This is a genomic window from Actinoplanes sp. NPDC023714 (assembly GCF_040639855.1).
GTDB lineage: Bacteria > Actinomycetota > Actinomycetes > Mycobacteriales > Micromonosporaceae > Actinoplanes.
This window is the reverse complement of the sequence record NZ_JBFAAR010000002.1, coordinates 1495770-1518994: the sequence shown is the minus strand read 5'-3', so window position 1 is coordinate 1518994 and position 23225 is coordinate 1495770. Positions and strand designations below refer to the sequence as shown.

Sequence of the window (23225 nt, the reverse complement as noted above, 5' to 3'; positions counted from 1 at the left end):
CCGTTACGAGGCAACGGTTACCGTCGCCTCAATCATGATCTGGCTCCGTGCGAAACCCGACCGGAGCCGACCATGATCCGTCAGATTCGCTCTAGCCTTCAGCCGGATGTCTCTGAGCCCACGAAATCGAGTGAATCAGGTGTAGAACCGCCGTCCCACATCGATTACGCGCTTCGCCAGGCTGACTGCCATCGGCTCCAGCCGGCTGCGTGATCACTTTTGACACCGGCGAGCCGGTCGCCTGCGCGCCACCAGCCACGCCACCCCAGCACCACCCACCACGACCCCGGCCACCGCCAGATCCGGAACCCCGCCGGTGATCTCCCGAACCCGCCCCTCCACCGCCGCCTGCTCGGAAGCGCCCAGAACCCCACCGAGCGACGCCGTCCCATCGGTGACCAGTAACAGCACGCCGATCGCCACGGTCAGCACCCCACCGGCGATACCGGCCCACGTGTTGCTCCACCCGCCAACCCGCACGCCGCGTGGGCGAACCATCCGCCGCACGAACGGCAGCCGACCCCACAGCAGCGCGAGAAACAGCAGCGGACAGCACATGCCGGCGGCGAAGACGAGGAGGACGATCCCGCCGTAGAGGGCATTGCCTCCGACCGCGGCGACCGTCAGGACCGCTCCGAGCAGCGGCCCGGCGCAGACTCCGGCGAGGCCGTAGATGGTGCCGAGCGCGTATACCGCCGCCGCCGAGGTGCCCTGCGCCGCCGCGGCGGGCAGGCCCGGAAGTGAGACGCCGGCCAGCATGACGAGACCGAGCAGGATGACCACGACGGCGGCGCCGGTGACGAAGGCCTGGCGGTGCTGGGTGACGAAGGCGCCGGCGGTTCCGGCCAGCACCCCGAGCGGCACCAGGGTGGTGACCAGGCCGAGGTAGAACACCGCGGTCCGGCCGAGGAGCCGGGCCGGGCCGGTGAACGCGTACGAGAAGAAGGCCGGCAGCAGCATCGCCGAGCACGGGCTGAGCAGCGTCAGCACGCCGCCGGCCAGGGCGCCGAGCAGTCCCAGTTCCACCGATCAGCTCGCGGCGGCGAGCGCGGCGTCCAGGAACTCGCGGAACACCGGGATCGACTGGGCGCCGGAGAGGGACTTGTCGCCGGCCACGAAGAACGGCACGGTGGTGACGCCGATCGCCGCGGCCTCGCTGTTGCTGGCCTGAGCCGCCGAGTGGAGCAGCGGTCGGTCCAGGTCCGCGGTGAATCGGGCGATGTCGGGTACGCCGGCCTCCCGTGCGAACGACACGAGCGTCGCGCGAGGCAGATCCGGATGTCCCTTCTCGGGGGCCTTCGCATACAGCGCGGAGAGGTATTCGAAGAATCGGCCCTGTTCGGCCGCGGCCCGCGCGGCGACGGCGCCGTCCGCGGACTGCTCACCGAAGAACGACACGTCGTTGACCTCGAGGCGGACCTTGCCGGTGTCCACGTACTCCCGCCGCAGCACCGGCAGCATCTCCCTGCTGAACACGGCGCAGAACGGGCAGCGCATGTCGGTCCACTGCGCCAGCACGACGGGCGCGTCCACGTCACCGATCGCCATCGGGTCGTGCTGTTCGCGGCGGATGAAGGGAGCCGAGGCCGCCCGGGTGTCGTCGGATTCCCGGCCGCCGGTGAGGTGGGCGGTGAGCACCACGCCGAGGAAGGCGACGATCGCGACGACCCCGAGGCCGATGCGCCGGTTGCGCCGCCGAGCCTGCAGCCGAGCCTGAGTTTTGGAACTCCTCATCGGCGCAGGATCGGCGACGCCGGCGCCCGCCGTGCCGTTTTTGTGCTAAGCCCCCCGTTGGAAGGACGTCAGATCGCGGTCAACGTCAACACACCCGTGTAGACCCCGGCCTCGGTGGACGTCGGCACGCTCAGCGTCAGCTGCGCGTCGAGCCGAGCCGTCCCCCGTCCCGACCCGGACGCGAGCACGGCACCGTCGCCGAGGCTCGTGTCGCGCGGGCCGGCCACCACGCCCGACCCACCCCCGTCGGCGACGACGGGCGTCCACCCGAGGTGATCCCCGCTGAACGACTCCCCGCTGGCACTCCGGAATCCGCCGGCCATCTGCCCGGACGCCGTCCATCCGGGCTGCGACGACCGGGTGTCGGTGACGGTCACCGGCTTGAGCGCGCCGGAGCTCTCCCACCGGTCGCCCGCGGCGTTCAGCGCGGCCGCCGGCAGCGTGACGTCGCGGTCCGCCGCGTCGACGCTGATGACGAGGGCGCCCTCGGTCTCGCTGATCGTCGCGGTGACCGTCTTGGCGGCGTCCCCGCCGGCCGGTCCGGACGTCACCGCGAGCATGACCGGCGCGCTGGTGGCCACCACGGCGGAGCCGTCGGAGAGTTTCACCAGATAGCGGGTCCCGTCGAGGGACTCACTGGCGGTGAACCGGTAGGACGCCCCGGTCTCCCCGTCGATCGCCGTGTAGTCGTCGGCGCCGGGCTTCCGGCTGAACCACTGATACGCGTCGAGCGGCCCCTGCGGCGTCTGCACCGCCTGCAACGTGACGGCCTCGCCGGACGCGTAGGAGGACGCCATCCCGGACACCGCGAGCGCGAGGGGTGCCTCCAGGGTGACCGGCTCGGATTCGACGTAGGCGCGGCCGTCGTCGAACGTCAGCCGGGCGACGACGGTGGCGCCGTCGGTGGCGGGCAGGGTGAGCCGGGCGTCGTTCTCGCCGGTCACGAGCTGCCCGTCGACGTACCACTCCCAGCGCGACAGCATCGACGCCGGCGCCACCGAGGCGCTGAGCGTGACCGATCCGTCCCGCCGCTCGCTCGCCACCGTCACCTTCTGCTGCGGCGCGGCCCCGTGGTCGTCGACGTGGATGGTCGCCGGCTCGCTGGTGGCGAGCAGCGTGCCCGCGGCCGAGTACAGCTCCGCCTTCACCAGGGTTCCGTCCAGCGCCTGCTCCGCGCGGACCTCGTGCTTCGCCGTGGTGATCCCGTCCATCACGACGAAGCCGGCCTGGTCCGGGCGTTTCCAGAGCCATCTGTACGTGTCGGAGTCGCCGGCGACGGGGTCCGCCGAGGCGTGCAGGCTCACGGCGCCGCCCTGGTGGTAGTGACCGGACAGCGAGTCGAGGAAGAGCAGTTGCTCGCCGGGCGCCGCGTCGGTGACCCGCAGCTGCTGCTGCGCGCCGGCGATGTAGTGGCCGGTGCGGGCGTCGGTCGTGGTCAGGTACAGGTAGGTCCCGTCGAGGCCGGCCGTGACCGGCAGCTCCAGCGACGCCGCCGTGCCGCCCGGGATCGCGGTGAAGGTGCCGCCGTCGACGATGCTCCACTCGTGGGTGACGTCCTCGCGGGCCGGATACAGCTCGGAGGAGGCCCGCAGCGTGTCCCCGGCCCGGTACACCGTGCGGATGCCGGAGAGCTGCAGCTCGCGCCGGTCGATCCGGGTGGCGAGCGCGGGGGAGCGGCCGATGACGGTGCCGTCGGCGGCGACGATCTCGTACGCCCACTCGTACTGGTTGAGCCACGAGGTGTCGAAGACGTGGCCGTCCGCCTCCTCCTTGGGCAGCGCGGTCTCGTGCGGAATCCGCCAGTCGACGCCGCTGGGCACGGTGCGGTTCACCCACCGGGTCGTCTCGCCGCCGGTCAGGGGACGGTGGCCGGCGGTCACCCGTACGAAATCGCCGTTGAAGTAAGCCGGCGCCAACTCACTCACCGTGACCACCTCGCCGGTCCCCGGATTGGGGCCGGAAACGGACAGCCGGCGATAGCCGGTCTCCTGCACCACGGTGTTGGACGCATCCCGGATCTGCACCTTGACGTCGGAGCCGTCGAGGGCGACGGTGGCGTCCCGGCTGTACCGCTCACCGCGCGTGGCCAGGAAGTTCGTGGTCATGCCAGCGGGCCTGATCAGCCAGCGCGCCTGGTCGCCCTCGCGGAGTGTGATGCCGGTGAAGCGCAGGTCGATCTGCTGGCCGGCCTGGTAGGAATCGGCCATCCCGGTGATCGCGAAGACCTCGCCGCCGGCCTGCTCGGTCACCGTAATCGTCACCGGATCGGACGTGGAGCGCCCGAAGTCGTCGATCACCCGGGGGACGAACCGCGCGGTCAGCTGCCGGCTGCCCAGCGGCAGGGAGGGCACGTCGAGGGTGGCCCGTCCCTGCTGGACGGCGGCGTGCCCGAGGATGGTGCCGCCGTCGAGGAACTCCACCCAGCCGGGAGCGCCGGCCGGGGTCACCGTGCCGGTCAGGCTGACCGCCTCGCCCGCGACGAGACCGGTGGCCGACGCCGACAGCGCGGTGGTCGTGGGGGTCGCCACGGGCAGGCCGCCGACGACGAACGTGTAGGTGGCCCGGGCCGTCTGCTCCCGCCCGCCGATGACGACGGCCGCCTGCACGCCGATGCGGTAGGTGCCCGCCGCGGTGAACGCCCAGTTCGCGTGCATGTGGGTGCGCCCGACGGTGAAGGAGTCGAACCCGCCGGCGGATGACCACAGCCGCTTCACGCAGCCGAGGCCGCCCGCGGTGAAGAGCTCGAACCGGCCCGGCCCCTCGACGCCGGTCAGCGTGAAGGTGGTCCGGTCAGCCTCGACCGCCCCGGCCGGGACGGACTCGGTGGAGAAGCCGGGCCAGAGGCGACCGGTTCCCGGGTTCGACTCGGGGGCGATCCACACCTGCTCGCCGGCCGGCGCCAGGAACTCGTAGCCGGCCGGAACCGTCACCTTCGCGTCGTCGGCCAGGTGGAAGCGGATGTCGTCGGCGGCGAAGCGGGTGCCGTTGCCCTCGGCGACGTCGGCCTTGGAGGCGAGCGCCGGCGTGCCGTCGTCGAGGAAGGTGGACACGGCGTCGGTGTGCACGCCCGCGATGAGGCGATGGTCCCGCGGTTCCGGGGCGGGTCCCTCGGCGGCCGTGGCGGTCGAGGCCGGCGCGAGCACGGCGGCGACCGCGAGCGTCATCGCCGCGAGCACGAGCGCCCGGCGGCGGGGTGGGGACGAGAGGATCAAGCTGACTTTCCTTTCACGATTGCGGGGAGGACTCCGTGCCGGGGCGCCGCCAGGTGGGCGAGCAGGAAGGCGCCGGTCAGGGTGAGCACGACCGTTCCGCCGACCGGCAGGTCCCAGGACCAGGAGAGGTAGAGGCCCAGCAGCGCACATCCGGCGCCGATCAGCGGGGCGAGCAGCATCATCACCGTGAGCCGGTCGGTGAGCAGCCGCGCCGTCGCGGCCGGGGTCACCAGCAGGGCCAGCACGAGGATGTTGCCGATCGTCTGCACGGCCATCACCACGGCGAGGGTGACCAGCACGTAGAGGACCAGGTCGAGCCAGAAGACGCGCAGGCCCAGCGCCCGGGCGGTCTCCCGGTCCAGGGTGACCGCGACGAACTCCTTGTGCAGGAGATAGACCGCCATGAGTACGACGACGGTGGTGCCGCCGACGACGTACAGGTCGCGGTCCGGGATGCCGGTGATCGATCCGAACAGGAACTGCTGCAGTGAGCCGGCGTAGCCGGGCGCCCGGGAGATGATCACGATGCCGAGGGCGAACGCGGCGACGAAGAAGATCCCGATGACGGAGTCCTCCTTGAGCCGCCGGTTCTGCGCGAAGACGGTCACCAGCAGGGCGGTCACGACACCCGCGACGGTGCCGCCGACCACGAGGCTGCCGGAGAAGACGAACGCGATCGCGAGGCCGGGGAAGACGGCGTGCGCCACGGCGTCGCCGATGAAGGCCATCCCGCGCAGCACGACGTAGCAGCCGACGACCCCGCACATGATCGCGGAGAGCACCGCGATGGTGAGGGCCTTCGGCAGGAACGCGAGGTCGGGGTTGGCGAGGTCGGCGAGGAACTGCAGAGGGGACACGTCAGACTCCGGCCAGCGACAGGGACTTGAGCAGGTGGCTCGCCGGACCGACCTCGAACGTCCTCATCCAGATCTCCGGGTCGCGCAGATCGGCGAACGGCCCGGCCGCCACGACGCTCCGGTTGAGCAGGATCAGCCGGTCACAGGTGTAGGCCGCGGCGGCCAGGTCGTGGGTGGCCATGAGTACGGCACGATCCCGCGCTATCGCGGTGAACAGGGCGGTCAGCGTCTCCTGTGCGGGCATGTCGAGCCCGGTGAACGGCTCGTCGAGCAGCAGCACCGACGGCTGCAGCACCAGCGCCCGGGCCACCAGGACCCGCTGGCGCTGGCCGCCCGACAACTCGCCGACGGGCCGTTTCCGCAGGTCGGCCAGGTGCACCTGGTCGAGGGCGTCCCAGACGGCCCGCCAGTGCGCCACCGCCGGGCGGCGGAACAACCCGATCCGCCGGACCAGCCCGGACAGCACCGCGTCCTGCACGCTCGCCGGGAAGTCCCAGCTGAACTCGTGGCGCTGAGGGACATATCCGGCGCCGGTGCAGGTGATGCCGCCGGCGCGGAGCGGGATCAGCCCGAGGGCGGCGCGGATCAGTGTCGTCTTGCCGGCGCCGTTGGGGCCGAGCAGCGCCGCGAACTCACCGGCGTGCAGGCTGAGGTCGACACCGCGCAGCACCGGCCGTCCGCCCAGGTCCGCGTCGACCGAGGTCATCCGGAGAGCGGCGGTCATCGGCCCGCCTCCCGCTCGGCTCGGCGACGGACCGTGGACTGCCGGATCACGAGGCCGCCGACGGTCAGGGCCGCCGTCGCCGCGATCGCGATCAGCACGAGGGCTCCGCCCGTACTCGAAGAGCCCGTACCCGAAGAGGAGGCCGCGGCAGCGGCAGGAGCGGAACCGGACGGCAGGGGCGCCGTGAACGGCGTATCGAAATCGGGCTCGGTGGCGTCGCCGACGGCCAGCCGCAGCACCGTCTGTGCCGATGTCGTGGAACCGTCGGCGAGGTCGGCGGAGATGTCGACGGCGAGAAGGTACGTGCCCGGCTTGGTGAACACCCAGTTGGCGTGGGTGTGGGTGTTCGTCTCGACCCAGAGCGGCTGCGGATAGGGGCGCGCCGAACTCCACAGGACCTGCGGCGCGCCCAGGTTTCCGGACTGGAGGAAAACGGTCACGGCGCCGGGACCCTGCACCCCGCGCAGGGACATCGTGACGCCGCGGTCGATCGCCGCGAGGACGCCCGGGTCCTGGGTGTTCCAGCCGATCCAGACGACGCCCGGCTTCTCGGTCTGCGGCACCACATGGGCGGTGGATCCGGCCGGCGCGCCCAGGAACGCGTAGGCGTCGTCGGCCGGGATCTGCTGCTCGGCGGTGTCGCGCACGCGCAGCACCGTGTCGGCGGCGTCCCGCCACACCGGCGGCACCGCGTGGTCGTCGTGGATCTGGATGGTCCACTCCCCGTCGCGCAGGCGGGGGCCGATGTCGACGTGACCGGTTTCGAGCACGGCGCGCCCGGCCGCCTCGGACTGGCCGGCGTCGAGCGTCTGGTCGGGAGAGGGCGCCGGCGCGAGGGCGAGGGTCAGCGTCAGAGCGAGCACATGATTGATCAAGTCGAGTCCTAGGAGAGGCAGCGGCGGAGGGAGTCGGCGTTGAAGCGCATCATCGAGACGTAGTCGCGCACCCGGCCGTCGAAGGCGTCGCCGTAGATGTCACAGACGCGGACGTCCTGCTCGGCGGCCACCTCGACGAGCGTCGACGAGCGGGCGCGCAGCGACGGCTCCAGGAAGACCGCGTTGACGCGCAGGTTGCGCAGCGTCTCGGTGAGGCGCCGGCGGTCGGCGAGGCTCGGCTCGACCGCGGGGTTCGGCGTGACGAAACCGGCGACCCGCATGCCGTAGGCCTTCGCGAGATAGGCGAACGCGTCGTGCGTGGTCACGAGATGGCGATGCGTCTCCGGGATGAGATCGATTTGCTTCTGTACGTAGGAATCGAGCTCCTCGAGCTCGGCGAGGTAGCGGTCGGCGTTGACCCGGTACTGCCGGACACCGCGCGGATCGGCGGCGATCAGGCTGTCCCGGATCAGCTCGACGTACGCCTGCGCGTTGCCGACGTCCTGCCACAGGTGCGGGTCGATCTCGCCGTGCACGTGCCGCCCGAGCACCGCCTGCGGCAGCTGGTGGATCCGGGTGCCCGGCCGGCCGAGGAACCGCAGCCCCGGGCCGGCCGGTACCTCGCGCAGCGCCTTCGACGGGACCTCGACGACGGTGCGGGCCGGATCGTTCCGACGACCGTCGGAGTAGTAGTAGATCTCGCCGCTGTCGACGTCGACGGTCACGTCGGTGTGCCCGTCCCGCAGCACCGTCGCGTCCCCGAGGTGCGGGTCGACGCCGACCGCGAACGTGAGGGTCTGCTCGCCCATCGGGATCGGCCGGCTCCCGGCGCTGACCGCGAGTTCGGCGCGCAGGGCCAGCCGGTAGATGCCCGGTTCGGTGAACGCCCAGCTCATGTGGGTGTGCGCGTCCGGCGGCAGGATCATGGTGTCGTCCCGGAACCCGTTCGCGGCGTCGAAGCCGTCGCCGGAGTCGAGGAACGTGTCCGGGTTGCCGAACGACTCGGTCAGATACGCGATCATCCGGCCCGGCCCGCTCACGGCCGTGGCGGAGAGCCGGATGTCGGAGGAGCGGGTCACCCCGTACGCGGAACCGGTGCCGGCCGCACGCAGGCCGAGCCAGATGGTGTCCAGCGAGACGTCCTCGACCAGCGGGATGATCTCGGCGGCGTACTTGGTCGCGCCCTCGGCCAGCGAGATCTGCTCGACGCCGTCCGGCAGGTTGGCGTCCAGCGTCTTGATCACGTTCTGCGCTTCGAGCAGCAGGTAGTTGCTGAACGCCAGGTCGGCGTAGACGATGTTGCGGACGTCGCGGAGCGTCGGCTCGTAGGCGTGCGCGTCCGCGTTGTCCGGCACGATCGAGTCGACGAGCACACGGTCGCCGCCTACCTGGCGCACCAGATCGGCGAGGACCCCGGTGGTCGTCACCACCTGCACCCGGTCGTCGCTGCCGGTGAGGGCCGGCGGCGCCGAGCAGGCCGCGAGGCAGCCGACGAGGATCAGGGCGAGCGTGCGTCTCATTCCGGCGCTGCCTCGTCGCGGCGGCGGCGGGCCAGGATGACCGCGGTGGTGCCGCCGATCAGCAGCAGGGCGCCGCCGCCGGCCACCGACATGACGTTCGCGCCGGTCCGGGCAAGATTCCCGCCGCCGGTGCTGCCCTCGTCGGTCCCTTCCCCGCTCCCGTCGCTCCCGATGCCGGCGCCCTCGCCCTTGCCGGTGTCCTCGCCCTTGCCGGTGTTTTCGCTCGGCCCGCCCTCACCGTTGTCAGCGCCGGTCTGGGTGGCATCGCCGACGGCCAGGACCAGCACTTTCGTGTCCGACACCGTCTTGCCGGCCGTCGTCGTGGCGCTCATCTCGACACTGAGCCGGTACGTCCCCGCCTCGGTGAAAGCCCAGTTCCCGTGAGCATGCGTGTTGGGCGCGACACCGAGCTGCTGCGGAAGCCTCTTCGCGGAGTCGAAGATGACCTCGGGCGTGCCGAACGACCCGGTCAGGAACAGCTTGAACGCACCCGGCCCGCTCACCTCCTTGAGCCGCCACGTCACGTTCCCGCGGGTGCCCTCGACCACCGACGCGTGCTGCGTGTTCCACCCCGGCCAGACGATCCCGGCCTGCTGCGACTGCGGGAGCAGGTAGACCTTGTCGCCGGCCGTACCCAGGAACGCATATCCCGCCCCGGCCGGCACGTCGATCAGCGCCTTGTCGGTGACCTTCAGAACGACGTCGGCCAGCTCCCGCCAGGTGGGCGGCGTGGTCGAGTCGTCCTTCAGCTTGACCGCCAGAGCGTCCCCGTCGAGCTGCGGCCCCATGTCCACATGCCCGTCCGCGATGACCCTGCGGCTTGCCGCCGCCTGGGCGGTGGTCACCGTCCCTTTCTTCGGTACGACGGAAGCACCGCGCTCCCCGCCATCACCGGCAGTCGCGCCGGCCCTCCGAGGCAGTCCCACCCCCGGCGCACCCGCTTCCGGGGCGGCTTCTCCCGACTGATCCCCCTGCGGCACCTCGACGCGGTAGGTCGCCACGTCCGACGACGTCCCGGCCACCGCGCGCAGCGTGACCCGGTATTCCCCGGCCGCGTCGAACAGCCACACCACCCCGCCGAGCCGCTGTCCGGCGGGCAGTCGCGTGCTGGTCCGCCCGTCGCTGTCGAGCAGCAGGGTGGGCCGCCCCCACGCGGACAGCCTGTAGGCGGCGAACGCCCCCGGCCCTTCCACCGACGCCAGTTCGAGGGTGACCGGCCCGCCGTCGATCGCGGTCGTGTCGAAGGTGGAGAACGGCGACCCGTCCTGCAGCGACCACACGGGGGTTCCCGGCCTGCCCAGGAACGCGAAGTCCGGATCGTCGGGCACCACCCCGGCCGGCGAGGCGGACGTGCTGAACCGCACCGACTGCGGATCCTCACCACCCTCGCCGGCGCCGCGGAAGCTCATCCGCAGCTGCCCCGACTCCACCGAGAACGACACGAGATCAGCGCCGTCCGCCTCGGGCCCGGCGGCGACAGCCGGGGTGCCCGTCCCCAAGGTCACGGCGAGCGAGGCGGCCGCGACGGCGGCGGCTCTGCGCAGATCAGGCTTGTTCATGGCGTTCCTTCCTGGGCACGGCTTTCCTCGGTACGGCCCGCTTCCTCGGTACGGCCCGCTTCCTGGGTGCGGGCTTCCTGGGTGCGGGCTTCCTGGGGGCGGGTGGCTTGGGCGCGGCCTCGCTGTTCGGCGGCGGCCAGGGCTGCGGTCATGCGGCGGATCCGGCGGCGGCGGAGGAGGAGCCAGGTGGTGGCCGCTGCCAGGAGCAGGGCCAGGACTGCCAGCTGGGACCACGGGATCAGCCAGAGGTGGTGGTCGGTGGTGGCGCGGACGGGAGCCGGGTCGATGGGGCGGCCGTCGGCGGGGGAGGGGGTCACGGCCACCGTGAGGTGTTCGCGGAGCAGGGGTGGCACCGCGTTCAGGGGGATGGTGGTCCGCAGGGCGCCGCCGGGGAGGATCTCCGGGATCGGCGGGGCGGTGGCGGTTCGGCGGCCCAGGCCGAACGGGCCCTCCACCCGGGCTTCGGGGGTGGCGGCCAGGCGTACGTTTCCGGTGTTCGCGATCGTGACCGCGGCGGTGATCCGGGGCAGGGTCAGTGGGTTCCAGGAGGTCTCGGTCGTCAGAACCACGTCGGTCAGGGACAGGGCCGGCCGCAGCGGGCCGGTGACGCGCAGGTAGGCGCGGGCTCCCACACGGTGATCGACGGTGACCTGGTTGCCGCTCGCGTCGGTGGTGGCGGCCGTCAGCGAGGCGACCACCCCGGCCGCGTGGTCGCCCGGGGTCGCGTTCGCCGGGACCTTCACGGTGAACGGCACTATCGCGCGGGAGGACTCCGGCAGGGTGAGCGTGGTCCGGGACAGGGTGATCCAGCGGCCCGCGCCGGTCGGTGGCCTGTCGGCGGCCAGTAGGTCGAAGCCGCCGGCCGCGGTGGTGTAGGCGTCACTGGCGTAGAGGCGCAGGGTGAGCGGCCGGTTCGAGTGGTTGGTGACCGCGACGTGGTCGGTGACGGCGGCGCCCGGGTCGAGCTTGTAGTCCAGGTGGGGACGGCCGTTCGGGCCGGCCGGGCCGGAAGGGGTCACCGACCAGGTCAGCGGCTCGGCTCGAGGTGCCGCCTGGGCCGGGACGGCGGTCAGGAGGATGGCGATGGCAGTGGCGGCTGAGGCCGTACGCATGAAGGGTCTCCGGAAGGCCGCGGGGGGCGCAGGAAGCGCGCCCCCCGCGGGGTTCTCAGATGGCGGTGAGAGTGAGCGTGCCGGTGTAGGTGCCGGCCGCCGTGTTCGTCGGAACGCTCAGCTTGAGCTGGGCGTCGAGGCGGGCGGTGCCCAGACCCGAGCCGTTCGGCGCGGCCGCGAGCGCCGCGCTGTCACCGAGACCGACGCCCGGCTGACCGGGAACGTAGGGCACGGCGACCGGACCGGCGATCACACCCTGGCCGTCGCTCTGCGCGACGATCGTGGGGGTCCAACCGAGGTAGCTGCCGGCGAAGGTCTTGCCGTCATCGGTACGGAAACCGTCCGCGACCTGGCCGGTCGCGGTCCAGCCGGGCTTCGCGACCCGGGTGTCGGTGACCGTGACCGGCTTCAGCGCGCCGGTGCTCTCCCAGCGGTCGCCCGCCGCCGACAGCGTGGCGGCCGGCAGCGTCACGGCACGGTCCCCGGGATCGACGCTGATCACGAGGGCGCCCTCGGACGCGTTGATGGTCGCGGTGATCGACTTCGCGGTGCTGCTGCCCTCCTGCGGCAGCGCCACCCAGAGCCAGACGCCCTCGCTGGTGGTGCCGTCGCCGAGCTTCACCTGGTATTCGGTGCCGTTGAGGGCGCGGGTAGCGGTGAACTGGTAGGCGGCGCCGGTCTCGCCCTCGATCGCGGTGAAGCCGTCCTCGCCGGGCTTGCGGCTGAACCACTGGTAGGTGGCGTTCCCGGTGACCGGGGTCTGGACCGCCTGCAGGGTGACGGTGTCGCCCGGCTGGTACTCGCCGTCGCCCATGCCGTCGATCCGGACACTCCCGGTCGTCGTCTCGCCGACCGTGAACCGGTAGTCGACCGGCCCGGTGCTCACCGTCGCCCCGCCGGCGAGCGTGGCGTCCGCCTGGAACCGCAACGTGTACTCGCCCTGCTCGGAGAAGACCCAGCCGGCGTGCGCGTGGGTGTGCACCGGCACGTCGAGCCGGTCCGGCAGGCCGTCGGCGCTGCGGAACTTGATGTTCGGCACGCCCAGCGACGTGGTGTCGAACAGGGTCACGTCGCCGGGGCCGTCCGCGCCGATCAGGCTGAGCGTGACCTTGTCGCCGGCGAAGGTGCCGCTCTTCAGCTCGGTGGTGTTCCAGCCGGGCCAGAGCAGGTTCGGGTCCTGGACCTGGGGCAGCATCCAGATCCGGTCGCCCGGCTCGCCGAGGAAGCCGAACGTGGGCAGGTCCGGAACCGTCGTCTCGGCCGCGGGCAGCACCTGGAAGGTGACGTCGGCCGGGTCGCGTACCACCGCCGGGCTCACCGTGTCGTCCTTGACCTTGAGTTTCAGTTCGCCGTTCTCGTACCGGATGTCCACGGCGTCGGTGTGACCCTTGGCGAGGGTCACCTGCTCGGCGGCGTGTGCGGGGGAGGCGGCGAAGAGGGTGGTCGCGACGAGGGTGAGACCGGCCAGGAGGGGTCTCTTCACGCGTCGTCTCCCTTCTTGATCACCTTAATGAAAACGACTCTCGTTTTCGTGGTGGCGAGAAGGTAGCACGGCGCTCGATGTCGTCTCCAGGGGGTCGATGACGGTCATCGATGGCTGCTGACATGCGCAGACGTGCATCCGCGGGGGTCAGCTGCCGAGGGCGAGGGACCTGAGGTATTCGCCGGGGGTGCGGCCGGTCGCCGCGCGGAACTCGTTGATCAGGTGGGACTGGTCGGCGTAGCCGAGGTGCGCCGCGATGGCGGCCGCCCCGGACTCGCCGTCGCTGGCGAACCGGCGGGCCGCCTCCTGGAGCCGGACCCGGCGGCGCAGCCAGGCCGGGCCGTGGCCGACGGTCTCGCGCAGGGCGCGCTCGACGGTGCGCAGCGAGGGGCCGGCCGGCAGCGGGTCGCCGCGGGTGATCGCGTCCATCGCGGCGTTGGCGAGGAGCCGGCGCGGGGTCGGCGGGCGGGCGGTGATCGCGGCGGTGATCAGCGCGGTGGCCCGGGCGATGCGCGAGGGGGTGTCCGGCTCTCCGGCGACGGCCCGGAGCAGCGCCGCCAGCCGCCGATCCACCACCTCCGGGATCCGGCGTGGGGAGGGGGCACCGGCAGGGGCGGGGGAGGGGGCCGGCGAGACGGCGCAGGTGCGGTCGGCTATCCGTGCCGGCGTCAGGTCGCTGAGGACGGCGAGACCGGCGGGGCGGAGGCGGATCGCGAAGCCGGTTCCCCAGCCGGCGATCTCGCGGGTCCAGGCGTTGCGGTGCACGCCGGTCACCACCAGCTCGGCCGGGACGTGGCCGGCCTCGACGGTCAGGGTGACGGCCGGGTCGGTGAGGATGCGCTGCTCGATGCGCTCGCCGTCGGGGAGGTTCCAGGCGACGGTCCAGAAGTGGTCGACCACCGCGCCGATCGCCGGGTCGGGTTCGTGCCGGGTCGCGGCGTAGCGGTCCAGGTTCTCGGGGTGGAGGACGCCGGAGCGTTCGAAGCGGCCGATGGGCCGCGCGGCGTCCGTGGCGCCACCGGGGAGAGAAGGCCTGTCGCGAATCTCCAAGACTTCCTCCCTCCGCGCCCCGCAGGATGGCCGCCATGCACTCCACCAACTATGTGAACACGTTCATCCAGGTGGCCGAGGACACCACGGCCGTGGCCGCGACGATTCCGCCGGAGCGGGCCACGCCGAGCGTCGCCGAGCGGACGTTCCGGATGATCGCCGAGGCGCCCTACGCGCACACCTCCGACGACGTGGTGTTCACCGTGTGGGCCGACCGGAAGGGGCTGCCGGAGGAGGAGCGGGCCGCCGCACGGGAGAAGTTCTTCGCCACGGGGCAACCCTGCCTGCGCGCCAGCGACCTGGGCAAACGGTACGGCTGGGGGATCCACTGCGACGGCGAGGGGCGGGTGGCGCTGGTGCCGATGGGGTCGGCCGACTACGAGCGGCTCTCCCGGACCGGGACGGTCACGAGGGCCATGCGCAGCCGGCGCTAATCCGACGAGGTCAGCCACAACCAGGCCAGGAACGACACCGCCACCACCGCCGCGATCCCGGCCGCCCCGGTCACGAACGTGAGCCGGCTCGGCTCGGGCAGTGTCGCCATGGCCGACGACGTCTTGCCGAAGAGCAGGCCGGCCACCGTGACCGGCACCGCCACCGCGCCGGTGACCAGGAGCGGGAGGGTGCCGATCCGGCTCGGGCGCGGCGTCCGCGAAGGTCCTCGCGGCGTACGCGAAGGTCTGAGCCGGATGGCGAAGGCGACCAGCGCGCCCCACGCCAGGACGACCAGCAGGGCGGCGATGGCGTCGCTGGGGCGATGCCAGCGCGCCCAGACCGTGCCGATCGCGATGACCGCGGTGCCGAGCGACCCGGCCAGCGCGGCGAGCCCGCGGACGGCCTCGGGCAGGACCAGGACCACGGCGAACGCCACCGAGGCGGCCGCCGTGGTGTGCCCGCTCGGCAGCGAGTTCGGATAGCTGAGGCCGTCCAGGGCCGGGCGCGGCAGGCGGCTCTTGAGCAGCTGGGTGGTGATGTTGGCGCCGAGCACCAGGACGGCCGCCCCGGCGGCCAGGTCGGCGCGCCTGCGGGCCAGGCCGATCGCGGCGACGATCAGGCAGATCACCAGCAGGGTACGCATGTTCGTGGCGTCCAGCGAACGGCTGAGCAGGCCGGCGAGCCGCGGGTGGCTGATGTCGGTGCCGAGCATGGCCGCGGTGTCCAGCCACTGGCCGGAGATGGTGCGGACGAAGACGTGATAGGTCGCCAGCGTGCCGAGGGTGGCGAGCACGCCGATGAGGAAGGGCGCCGTGAGACGCCGGCCGATGTGATCCAAGTGACTGAGCGTAACCGCTGGTGTCAAGCGCGTGTGACCGCCGTTACGGATTGCGGGATGCCGGAAGATCCTCGGCGCGGGACAACTTGTCGAGGGCGTGGCCCCAGAGAAAACATCGGACCAGCGTCGCTTCGGGATCGTCCTCGTGCTCGGTTTCCTGACCGCGCTCGGACCCCTCACGATCGACATGTACCTTCCGTCGCTCCCGACGATCACCACCGACCTGGCGACGACCGCCGCGGCCGTGCAGCTCACTCTCACCGGAACGCTGATCGGCCTGGCGTTCGGCCAGCTGCTGGTCGGGCCGCTCTCCGACGCGCTGGGCCGGCGGCTGCCGCTGCTCGCCGGCATCGGCGTGCACGTGCTCGCCTCGGTGCTCTGCGTGTTCGCGCCGAACCTGGCCGTCCTCGGCTCGCTGCGCGTGCTGCAGGGTCTCGGCGCCGCCGCGGCCGCCGTCGTCGCGATGGCGATGGTGCGCGACCTGTTCGACGGGATGGCCGCGGCCCGGCTCTTCTCCCGGCTCATGCTGGTCGTCGGGGTGGCGCCGATCCTGGCGCCGACCATCGGCGGCCTGGTGCTGAACTGGACCTCGTGGCGCGGCGTGTTCGTCGTGCTCACCGTCATCGGCGTCGCCATCACGACGGCCGCCGCGCTGGTGCTGCCGGAGACGCTGCCGGCGTCCCGCCGGCGCAGCGGTGGGGTGGTGGGCACGCTGCGTGATTACGGAGCGCTTTTCCAGGATCGCGTGTACGTCGGACTGATCCTGGTCGCGGGTCTCGCCATGGCCGCGCTGTTCGCCTACGTGAGCGGGGCGTCGTTCGTCTTCCAGGACGAGTACGGCATGAGCGAGCAGCAGTTCGCCCTCGTGTTCGCGGCCGGCGCGGTCGGCCTGATCGCCGCGACCCAGTTGAACGTGCGGCTGCTGCGCCGCTGGACGCCCCAGCAGATCATGAGCTTCGCGCTGCTGGCCGGTCTCGGCTTCGGCCTGGTGCTGCTGGTCCTGGCGGTCACCGGGATCGGCGGCCTGGCCGGCATCCTGGTGCCGCTCTGGCTGGTGCTCACCATGGTCGGCCTGGCCATGCCGAACGCCCCGGCGCTGGCCCTGAACCGGCACGGCGAGGCGGCCGGCACCGCGGCGGCCCTGCTCGGCGCCGTGCAGTTCGGCGTGGGCGCGCTGGCCGCGCCGCTGGTCGGCGTGCTCGGCGTGGGCTCGGTCGCGATGGCGGTCGTGGTGTTCGGCGGCATGCTGGCGGCGTCGCTGGTGTGCTTCCTGGTGGTGCGCCCGAGCCGGCTCCCGGTGGAGGACCTGGAGCCGGCCCTCGCGGTCGTGCACTGAGCCTCAGCGGTCGTCGTCACCGGCCTGCGAGGGGACGAAGACGTCGTAGACGCCGCTGATCTCGAGGATCCGCTTGACCGGCCTGCCCGGGTTGACCAGCTGGAAGCGGCGCCCGGCCAGGCCCGCGTGGTTGTAGGCGCCGACGAAGGCGCCCAGGCCGGCCGAGTCGAGGAAGGTGACGCCCGTGAGGTCGGCGATGACCACGACGCTCGCCGGTGTGTCGATCTCGGCGCGGAGCAGGTCGAGGAGCTGATCGGCGGCGGCCAGATCGATCTCGCCGGTCAGCGTGACGACGTGCGTGCCGTCCCGGGCCGTGACGGCCGCCGTCCAGAGCGGGATGTCGGACATCGAGGTGTCCTTGCGTCGGTGGTGATGCGCTCGGCCTGCCGGCGCCGCGACGCTTGGATCAATACACCCTACTCGCCCCGGTCGGAGCCCGATGACCGTCGCGTCGCCGGCGGCGTCCGGATGGCGATCATCGCGACGTCGTCCTCGTGATCGTCGCCGGCCAGCACCGCGTACAGGTGATCGAGCAGGTCCGGCAGGGGTGCGCCGGCGCGGGCCGCGGCGGTCTCCCACAGCAGCCGCTCCCGGTCGTCGAGGGATGCGCCGCGGGTCTCGATGAGCCCGTCGGTGTAGAACAGCACGGTCGAGCCGGGCGGCAGGTGCCGGCCGTGGTCGGTGCGCCGCCGGGCCGCCCGCAGCCCGAGCAGCGGATCGCGGCCGCCGAGCGGGACCGCCCCGGCCGCGGTGATCAGCAGCGGGTGCGGGTGACCGGCGTTCGACCAGTTCAGCACGTGGCCGGCACCGTCCGGGCCGGGCTGCAGGTAGGCCAGCACGGCGGTCGCGGTGATCAGGTCGCGGAGGGCCTGGCCGGCGGTGTCGAGCCGGTGCAGCACGGCCGCCGGTGACTCGTGGCGGTCGACCAGGAGCAGCCGCAGCTTGCTGCGCAGCCGGCCCATCCGGGCGGCGGCGCGCATGTCGTGGCCGGTGACGTCGCCGACGACCACGGCGAGCCGGTCCTCGTCGACGGTGACGGCGTCGTACCAGTCACCGCCGACGTGCTCGCCGCGGGACGCCGGCTCGTAGCGGGCGGCCAGCTCGAACGGAGCGACGTCGGGCAGGTCCGGCAGCAGCGCCGTCTGCAGCACCCTCGCGGCGTTCTCCCGGGAGGACAGGTAGTCGGCGCGGCGCAGGGCCTGGGCCACGTACCCGGCCAGCGCCGCGAGGATCGCCTGCTCGGCGGCGTCGAGGACGTAGGGCTGCTTCCAGACGAAGGTGAGCGCCCCGACCGGGCTGCCGGGTCCGGGCAGCGGCACGCTCGCGGCGGACTGCCAGCCCATCTCCACGAACGTGCCGGCCGCGTCCGGCGCCAGGGCGCGGACCGCGGCCATGTCGGGCAGCAGCACTGGGACGCCGCCGCGGGTGGCGAGCGCGGACGGCGTGGTCGCGGCGCTGTCGTAGAGGTCCCAGCGGGCGGCGACGCCGGGCGGCAGCGAGCGGCCCGACTGCAGCGACACCCGGCCGTCGGCGTCGAGCATCGAGATCCCCACGTAGGCCGGGTTCAGGGTGCTGGTGACCAGGTCGCGGACGACGTCGACGACGTCCTCGGCGGTGCCGGTGGCGGCCAGCGCGACGCTGGCGCGCAGCAGCAGCTGGCTGCGGTCGAACGCCGCGTCGGCCGAGACCCCCTGCGCGGCGGCCCGGCCCTGGCGCTGCTCGAGGAGACGGTTGGCGGCGCGCAGCCGCAGCGTCTCCGAGCAGGCCGCGGCGAGATCGGCCAGCAGCCGGAGCTCGGCATCGCTCCACTGCCGCGGGACGCTGTCGAACGCGCGCAGATGACCGATGACCCGGCCGTCCGCGTCGGTCAGCGGCGCCGACGCGTACCCCGCAAGCTCTTGATCTTGAAGATTTCCCGGCCGCAGATCCACGCGCGCTCCGGGCACGCCGAGAGCCGTGCGCACCAGCGCGGCGAACCGCTCCAGCGCGGGATCCGCCCCCGCAAGCGGCGGCGTGTCGGCGGAACTCACGGCTAATGGTCACACATCGTCGATCTGTTGAGGAGCGGGCGTGGTGTACGTTGCCGCGTGATCGATCACTCATCGAGGGAGAGCGATGTCAGCGAGCATGTCCCGCCGGTCGGCCCTGGGTATCGGCGCCGTGGCGGCAGCGGCCGTGAGCAGCCCCGCCTCCGCGGCGCCGGCCGGTCCGGCGAGCGTCCGGAAGGTGTACGCCCGGGAGAAGCGGAGGGCCGGCGGCGTGTGGCACACCCACATCGCCGCTGTCGACCGCCGGGGCGTGCCGAAACCGATCGTCGAGGACGACGCCGACCACGTGACGCACGGCTACAGCGTGCAGAAGCTCGCGGTCGCCACCGCGGTGATGGACAAGATCGACCGCGGTGAGCTGACGCTCGGCACGAAGCTCGACCTGCCGGCGAGCATCATCCTGGGCGGCTCCGGCATCTACCACCTGCACCGGGTGTGGGGCGACGAGATCACCGTGGCGAACTTCCTGACCGCGATGCTGCTGGTCTCGGACAACACGGCGGTGCGGATGTGCGGCCGGGTGGTGCCGGCCCTGGAGATCAACGAGATCCTCGCGGCGAAGGGTTTCGTGCACACCCGCGTCGAACCGGTGGCGAACCCGAACCGGTTCTTCCTGGGCACCACGACGCCGCGGGAGATGCACGACCTGCTGTGGCGGCTGGGAACCAGGACGCTGCTCACGCCCGAGTCGTGCGACTTCCTGCTCAGCGTCACCCGGTGGCTCAACGGGTACCACGACGGCGTGCGCCGGGTCATGTCGTCGAAGGAGCGGGAGCGGGTCGCCACCAAGTACGGCGCCGACTTCAACGAGCTGGGGGAGTCCCGGCACGAGGCCGGGATCATGTTCAGCGCGGACGGGGCGCCGCTGCTCACCTACGCGATGTTCGCCGAGGGCCTGGGCGACCCGGAGAACTACGGCGCCACCCACCCGGCCGTCGAGGCGCACGCCAGGATCGGCCGGGCGCTGTTCGACAGCCTGCCCGCCGCGCCCGCCGCGGCGGCCGCCCGCACCCTGCCCCAGCCGTTCCGCCCGAACCACGGCGGCTGAGTCCTACCGGCGCGGCTACCATGCGGATTCGGTAAATGACCCCTCTGCGGGAGGAACAGCGCTGTGGTACCGGGTTCGGAGCCGACTCTGCTGGCGGCGGCACAAGCCGGAGACCCGGACGCGTTCGCGGCTCTGGTCGGTCCGTTGCGTGGTGAGCTTCGGGCGCACTGCTACCGGATGCTGGGCTCGTTCCACGACGCTGAGGATGCTGTCCAGGAGACGCTGGAACGGGCGTGGCGAGCACTCGGCCGATTCGAGGCACGCGGATCGGTACGGCCGTGGTTGTTCCGGATCGCCACGAACCGGTGCCTGTCGATGCTGGAGCGGCGGGGCCGCCGGGAGCTTCCCGTCCATCTCGACGACGCTGCCGGGGCCGACGCCGAGGTGGTCTGGTTGCAGCCCTACGCGGACGAACGGCTCGGTCCGGAGCCGCGGGCATTGGCGCGGGAGAGCATCGAGCTGTCGTTCGTGGCTGCTCTTCAGCGGCTGTCCGGTCCACAGCGTGCGGTGCTGTTGTTGCGCGAGGTGCTGGGTTTCAGCGCGCGTGAGGTGGCGCAACAGCTCGACACGAGCGTGGCAGCCGTCAACAGCGCGATGCAACGAGCGCGTGCGGTCCTCGACCCGGTCCTGCCCGCCGCGACGCAGCAGGCCACGATGCGCAAGCTGGGCGACGAGGCGGTTCGGGACCTGGCCCGGCGGTACGCGCGAGCGTGGGAGGCCGGCGATGTCGAGACCATCGTCGCGCTGCTCACCGATGACGCGCGATACTCGATGCCGCCGGTGGCGACCTGGTTCGCCGGCCGGGTGGCCATCCGCGGATTCCTGCTCGCCGGTCCTCTGCGGTGTCGCTGGCGATTTCTGCCCACGACGGCGAACGGCCAGCTCGCCTTCGGGACGTACCGCTGGGACGAGCAGCAGGCCGCTTACCTTCCCGGCGGGCTCGACGTTCTGACCCTGCGCGACAGGCACATCGGGGAGGTCGTGTCGTTCCTGGATGCCGACCTCACGGCGTTCGGGCTGCCGGCGAGCCTGCCCGGATGACGGCGGGAGTCTGCCGGACAGCGATGGATTTGCCACCCGCACCGGGTTGTACCGGTGAAAGGAGGCACACATGGTTGTGCAGCAGCACCGAGACGACGAGAAACTCATCACCGAACTGATCGAGCACTGGGTGGCCGCGATACGGGCGGGTGACCTGCCGGAGGTCCTTGCCGGTCACGCCGACGACATCGTGATGTTCGACGTGCCACCGCCCCAGGACGGTGTCCGCGGCATCGACGCGTACCGGGACGCCTGGCCGCCGTTCTTCCGATGGCTCGCCGGCGGCGCCGTGTTCGAGATCGTCACCACCGACGTGACCGCCGGAGCCGACGTCGCCTTCGCGCACGTGCTGTTGCGGTGCGGCACACCCGACGATCTCGCCCGCCGCCCCGACCACCGGCTGCGCATCACCCTGGGGCTCCGCAAGGAAGCCGACCGGTGGCTCGTCGCCCATGAACACCACTCGTTCCCGCTGGCGGACTCGGCTGACCGGGCGGCCGCAGAGCTGGAGATCAGGGCTCTGCACGAACAGTGGTTCGAGCGAACGGCGGCGAAGGACCTCGACGGGTTGATGGCCGGCATCGCCGACGACGTCGTCTCCTACGAGCACATCACACCCTTGGAACACATCGGCCGGGCGCAGGTCCGGCAGGTCTGCCAAGACGGGCTGGAAGCAGGAACCGGTGAGGTGACCTGGCAGGTGCCGGACCTCACGGTCGTCACCGCGGACGACGTCGCCGTCGCCTGGGGCCTCAACCGAGTGCAGGCCGAGGGCCCGGACGGGCAGCTGATCGAGACGTGGTCCCGCGGCACCCGCGTGTTCCGCCGCACCGACTCGGCATGGTCGATGGTGCACCAGCACCTGTCCTACCCCCTGGATCCGCAGACCGGGGCCGTTCGTACCGATCTGCGGCCCTGACGACAAGCCTCCGCCTCATTCCCGCGTTCGCATCGGCGTCACGGTGACGCCGATGCGAACGCGCCCCACCTTCATCGACGCGGGCACGGCCGACCCCTTCCGCGACGGTCCACGGTGGAGAACGCCGCCGGTAGCATGGCGACCCGACGATTCAGACCGACGGGGCGGGAGCGCTGTGGCCGAGGTCGATGACGACGCGATCGAGATCGCCGGCGGCGCGAGCCCGCGATCGCTGTTTCCCGGCTACTACCAGCTCAGCGAGGAGCAGCGCCGGGCGGCTTTCCAGCGCGGCCTCGTCACCCTCGACGCCAACGCGTTGCTCGATCTCTACCGGTTCACCCCGCGAGGGCGCGGTGATCTCCTCGGTCTGCTGTCGGACATGAGAGATCGCCTTTTCGTCACGCACCAGGCGGCCAGGGAGTTCTACCGCAACCGCCTGGATGTCGTGCGGGAACGAATCTCCGGGACCGCGGACGACATCGCGGACATCGGCAGTCTGCTGACTCAGGCCGGCGGCAAGGTGAGGAGCTTCTCCCGCAGATACCAGGTCGACGACGCCAAGCGTGCCGCCCTGTGTGCCGAGATCGAGGATCTCGCGGAACGGGCGCGCGCATCACTCGGCGACGAGAGCGGATACGACATCGACCTCGCCGATGTCCGTGCCGGCGTCGACGTGGTGGTCAAGGCGTTCGACGGTCTCTTCGACGGCCGGGTGGGTCCGGCCCTGCCGAAGCCCGACCATCAAGCCGCCCTGGCCGAGGCGGAGCGACGGATCGCCGCGAAGATCCCGCCCGGTTACGCGGACGCGAAGAAGGGTGACGAGGACGAGCGAAGGGCGGGGGACTACCTGCTCTGGCGCCAGCTCATCGTGGAGGCCGGGAAGCACGACCGCCCCGTGCTCCTCATCTCGAACGATGAGAAGGACGATTGGGTGGCGAAGTCCCACGGGGAGATCGTCGGTCCGCGCCCCGAACTGGTGCTGGAGTTCGCGAAGGAGACCGGCTCGTACTTCTACAAGGTGACCGTCGCCGGCTTCCTCGCCATGGCGCCCGACTATCTCGGGCATCGGATCAGTGGCGGAACCGTGGCCGAGGCGCAGGAGTTCGACTCGCTGTGGAAGGTGCGAGTCGTGTGGTCGGACCAGGCGCGATCCGCTTTCGCGCGCCTCTCCGGCGCTGAGCGGCGTACTTTCGAGGACGCCTTGGCGGTCGTGGTGTCCGCATGTGAATCGAGTGGGGATCCACCCCTGCTTCCCGTGGAGACCATGGCAACGGGTCAGCTACAGAGCATCCTGGAGTTCTCCGGTGATGGTGAGGCCCGCCTGAGGTTCAAGGACGTCTTTGACGCGGGGAATGCGGTGAGACCGAGGATCGAGATTCACGTGGTGCGTCTGCAGCCGCCACGGGCTGCTGCACCCGGCTGACCGGAGGGTGC

At 71.9% G+C, this 23225-nt stretch carries 20 protein-coding genes; 6 read left to right on the top strand and 14 right to left on the bottom strand.

All coding sequences use genetic code 11. The annotated features are described in order from the left end of the window. Positions 1-213: 213 nt before the first annotated feature. From AB0G10_RS15305 to AB0G10_RS15255, 11 genes are all read right to left on the bottom strand, one after another. A complete protein-coding gene (locus AB0G10_RS15305; RefSeq protein WP_360920635.1) occupies positions 214-1026 on the bottom strand; it encodes a cytochrome c biogenesis CcdA family protein in 813 nt (270 codons plus the stop codon). 3 nt (positions 1027-1029) lie between these two features. After that, on the bottom strand, positions 1030-1734 hold the full coding sequence (locus AB0G10_RS15300) for a thioredoxin domain-containing protein (protein WP_360920632.1): 705 nt from the start codon (positions 1732-1734) through the stop codon (positions 1030-1032). A gap of 68 nt (positions 1735-1802) precedes the next feature. Then, positions 1803-4946, bottom strand: a complete 3144-nt coding sequence (locus AB0G10_RS15295; RefSeq protein ID WP_360920629.1) for a choice-of-anchor M domain-containing protein — start codon at positions 4944-4946, stop codon at positions 1803-1805. Continuing rightward, positions 4943-5803 (bottom strand): anchored repeat-type ABC transporter permease subunit, encoded by an 861-nt coding sequence (locus tag AB0G10_RS15290; RefSeq protein WP_360920626.1) that lies wholly within the window; start codon positions 5801-5803, stop codon positions 4943-4945. The genes AB0G10_RS15295 and AB0G10_RS15290 overlap by 4 nt, the downstream gene beginning before the upstream one ends. Position 5804: 1 nt before the next feature. After that, positions 5805-6527: an anchored repeat-type ABC transporter ATP-binding subunit gene (locus AB0G10_RS15285; protein WP_360920623.1), complete on the bottom strand. Its 723-nt coding sequence runs from the start codon at positions 6525-6527 to the stop codon at positions 5805-5807. Continuing rightward, entirely contained in the window at positions 6524-7402 is an 879-nt protein-coding gene (locus tag AB0G10_RS15280; RefSeq protein WP_360920620.1) for a choice-of-anchor M domain-containing protein, read from the bottom strand. Before AB0G10_RS15280 ends, AB0G10_RS15285 begins: the two co-directional genes overlap by 4 nt. A gap of 8 nt (positions 7403-7410) precedes the next feature. Further along, the gene (locus AB0G10_RS15275) at positions 7411-8922 is read right to left on the bottom strand and encodes an anchored repeat ABC transporter, substrate-binding protein (RefSeq protein ID WP_360920617.1); all 1512 of its coding nucleotides are present in this window, start codon (positions 8920-8922) and stop codon (positions 7411-7413) included. Further along, on the bottom strand, positions 8919-10481 hold the full coding sequence (locus tag AB0G10_RS15270) for a TIGR03773 family transporter-associated surface protein (protein WP_360920614.1): 1563 nt from the start codon (positions 10479-10481) through the stop codon (positions 8919-8921). Before AB0G10_RS15270 ends, AB0G10_RS15275 begins: the two co-directional genes overlap by 4 nt. Then, positions 10478-11593 carry a DUF916 domain-containing protein gene (locus AB0G10_RS15265; protein ID WP_360920611.1) on the bottom strand — a complete coding sequence of 372 codons (1116 nt, stop codon included), beginning with the start codon at positions 11591-11593 and terminating at the stop codon, positions 10478-10480. Before AB0G10_RS15265 ends, AB0G10_RS15270 begins: the two co-directional genes overlap by 4 nt. A gap of 55 nt (positions 11594-11648) precedes the next feature. Continuing rightward, on the bottom strand, positions 11649-13061 hold the full coding sequence (locus tag AB0G10_RS15260) for a choice-of-anchor M domain-containing protein (RefSeq protein WP_360920765.1): 1413 nt from the start codon (positions 13059-13061) through the stop codon (positions 11649-11651). 162 nt (positions 13062-13223) lie between these two features. After that, positions 13224-14126 carry an AraC family transcriptional regulator gene (locus AB0G10_RS15255; RefSeq protein ID WP_360920608.1) on the bottom strand — a complete coding sequence of 301 codons (903 nt, stop codon included), beginning with the start codon at positions 14124-14126 and terminating at the stop codon, positions 13224-13226. Between the two features lie 35 nt (positions 14127-14161). Between AB0G10_RS15255 and AB0G10_RS15250 the strand changes: the two genes are divergently transcribed. After that, positions 14162-14560: a DUF6157 family protein gene (locus AB0G10_RS15250; RefSeq protein ID WP_360920605.1), complete on the top strand. Its 399-nt coding sequence runs from the start codon at positions 14162-14164 to the stop codon at positions 14558-14560. Here AB0G10_RS15250 and AB0G10_RS15245 read toward each other — a convergent pair. After that, positions 14557-15399, bottom strand: a complete 843-nt coding sequence (locus AB0G10_RS15245; protein WP_360920603.1) for a phosphatase PAP2 family protein — start codon at positions 15397-15399, stop codon at positions 14557-14559. The genes AB0G10_RS15250 and AB0G10_RS15245 overlap by 4 nt on opposite strands. 97 nt (positions 15400-15496) lie before the next feature. On the opposite strand from AB0G10_RS15245, the gene AB0G10_RS15240 reads away from it, so the two are divergent. Next, entirely contained in the window at positions 15497-16735 is a 1239-nt protein-coding gene (locus tag AB0G10_RS15240) for a multidrug effflux MFS transporter (protein ID WP_360920601.1), read from the top strand. 3 nt (positions 16736-16738) lie between these two features. Here AB0G10_RS15240 and AB0G10_RS15235 read toward each other — a convergent pair whose 3' ends face one another. Together AB0G10_RS15235 and AB0G10_RS15230 are read right to left on the bottom strand one after the other, a co-directional pair. Next, complete coding sequence (locus tag AB0G10_RS15235) at positions 16739-17083, bottom strand: STAS domain-containing protein (RefSeq protein WP_360920598.1); 345 nt, start codon at positions 17081-17083, stop codon at positions 16739-16741. Positions 17084-17151: 68 nt separating this feature from the next. Beyond that, on the bottom strand, positions 17152-18765 hold the full coding sequence (locus AB0G10_RS15230; RefSeq protein ID WP_360920596.1) for a GAF domain-containing SpoIIE family protein phosphatase: 1614 nt from the start codon (positions 18763-18765) through the stop codon (positions 17152-17154). 85 nt (positions 18766-18850) lie between these two features. Between AB0G10_RS15230 and AB0G10_RS15225 the strand changes: the two genes are divergently transcribed. The 4 genes from AB0G10_RS15225 (at position 18851) to AB0G10_RS15210 (ending at position 23214) form a co-directional block, all read left to right on the top strand. Further along, positions 18851-19831: a serine hydrolase gene (locus tag AB0G10_RS15225; protein WP_360920593.1), complete on the top strand. Its 981-nt coding sequence runs from the start codon at positions 18851-18853 to the stop codon at positions 19829-19831. A gap of 63 nt (positions 19832-19894) precedes the next feature. Continuing rightward, positions 19895-20872 (top strand): sigma-70 family RNA polymerase sigma factor, encoded by a 978-nt coding sequence (locus AB0G10_RS15220; RefSeq protein ID WP_360920590.1) that lies wholly within the window; start codon positions 19895-19897, stop codon positions 20870-20872. Between the two features lie 70 nt (positions 20873-20942). Continuing rightward, positions 20943-21791 (top strand): SgcJ/EcaC family oxidoreductase, encoded by an 849-nt coding sequence (locus tag AB0G10_RS15215; RefSeq protein WP_360920587.1) that lies wholly within the window; start codon positions 20943-20945, stop codon positions 21789-21791. A 175-nt stretch (positions 21792-21966) separates the two neighbouring features. Beyond that, positions 21967-23214 (top strand): PIN-like domain-containing protein, encoded by a 1248-nt coding sequence (locus tag AB0G10_RS15210; protein ID WP_360920584.1) that lies wholly within the window; start codon positions 21967-21969, stop codon positions 23212-23214. Positions 23215-23225: the final 11 nt, after the last annotated feature.

Coding starts and splice junctions, on each gene's coding strand:
- AB0G10_RS15285 (WP_360920623.1), bottom strand. CDS start 6,527: ATGACCGCCGCTCTCCGGATGACCTCGGTCGACGCGGACCTGGGCGGA.
- AB0G10_RS15235 (WP_360920598.1), bottom strand. CDS start 17,083: ATGTCCGACATCCCGCTCTGGACGGCGGCCGTCACGGCCCGGGACGGC.
- AB0G10_RS15275 (WP_360920617.1), bottom strand. CDS start 8,922: ATGAGACGCACGCTCGCCCTGATCCTCGTCGGCTGCCTCGCGGCCTGC.
- AB0G10_RS15300 (WP_360920632.1), bottom strand. CDS start 1,734: ATGAGGAGTTCCAAAACTCAGGCTCGGCTGCAGGCTCGGCGGCGCAAC.
- AB0G10_RS15250 (WP_360920605.1), top strand. CDS start 14,162: ATGCACTCCACCAACTATGTGAACACGTTCATCCAGGTGGCCGAGGAC.
- AB0G10_RS15215 (WP_360920587.1), top strand. CDS start 20,943: ATGGTTGTGCAGCAGCACCGAGACGACGAGAAACTCATCACCGAACTG.
- AB0G10_RS15265 (WP_360920611.1), bottom strand. CDS start 11,593: ATGCGTACGGCCTCAGCCGCCACTGCCATCGCCATCCTCCTGACCGCC.
- AB0G10_RS15225 (WP_360920593.1), top strand. CDS start 18,851: ATGTCAGCGAGCATGTCCCGCCGGTCGGCCCTGGGTATCGGCGCCGTG.
- AB0G10_RS15270 (WP_360920614.1), bottom strand. CDS start 10,481: ATGAACAAGCCTGATCTGCGCAGAGCCGCCGCCGTCGCGGCCGCCTCG.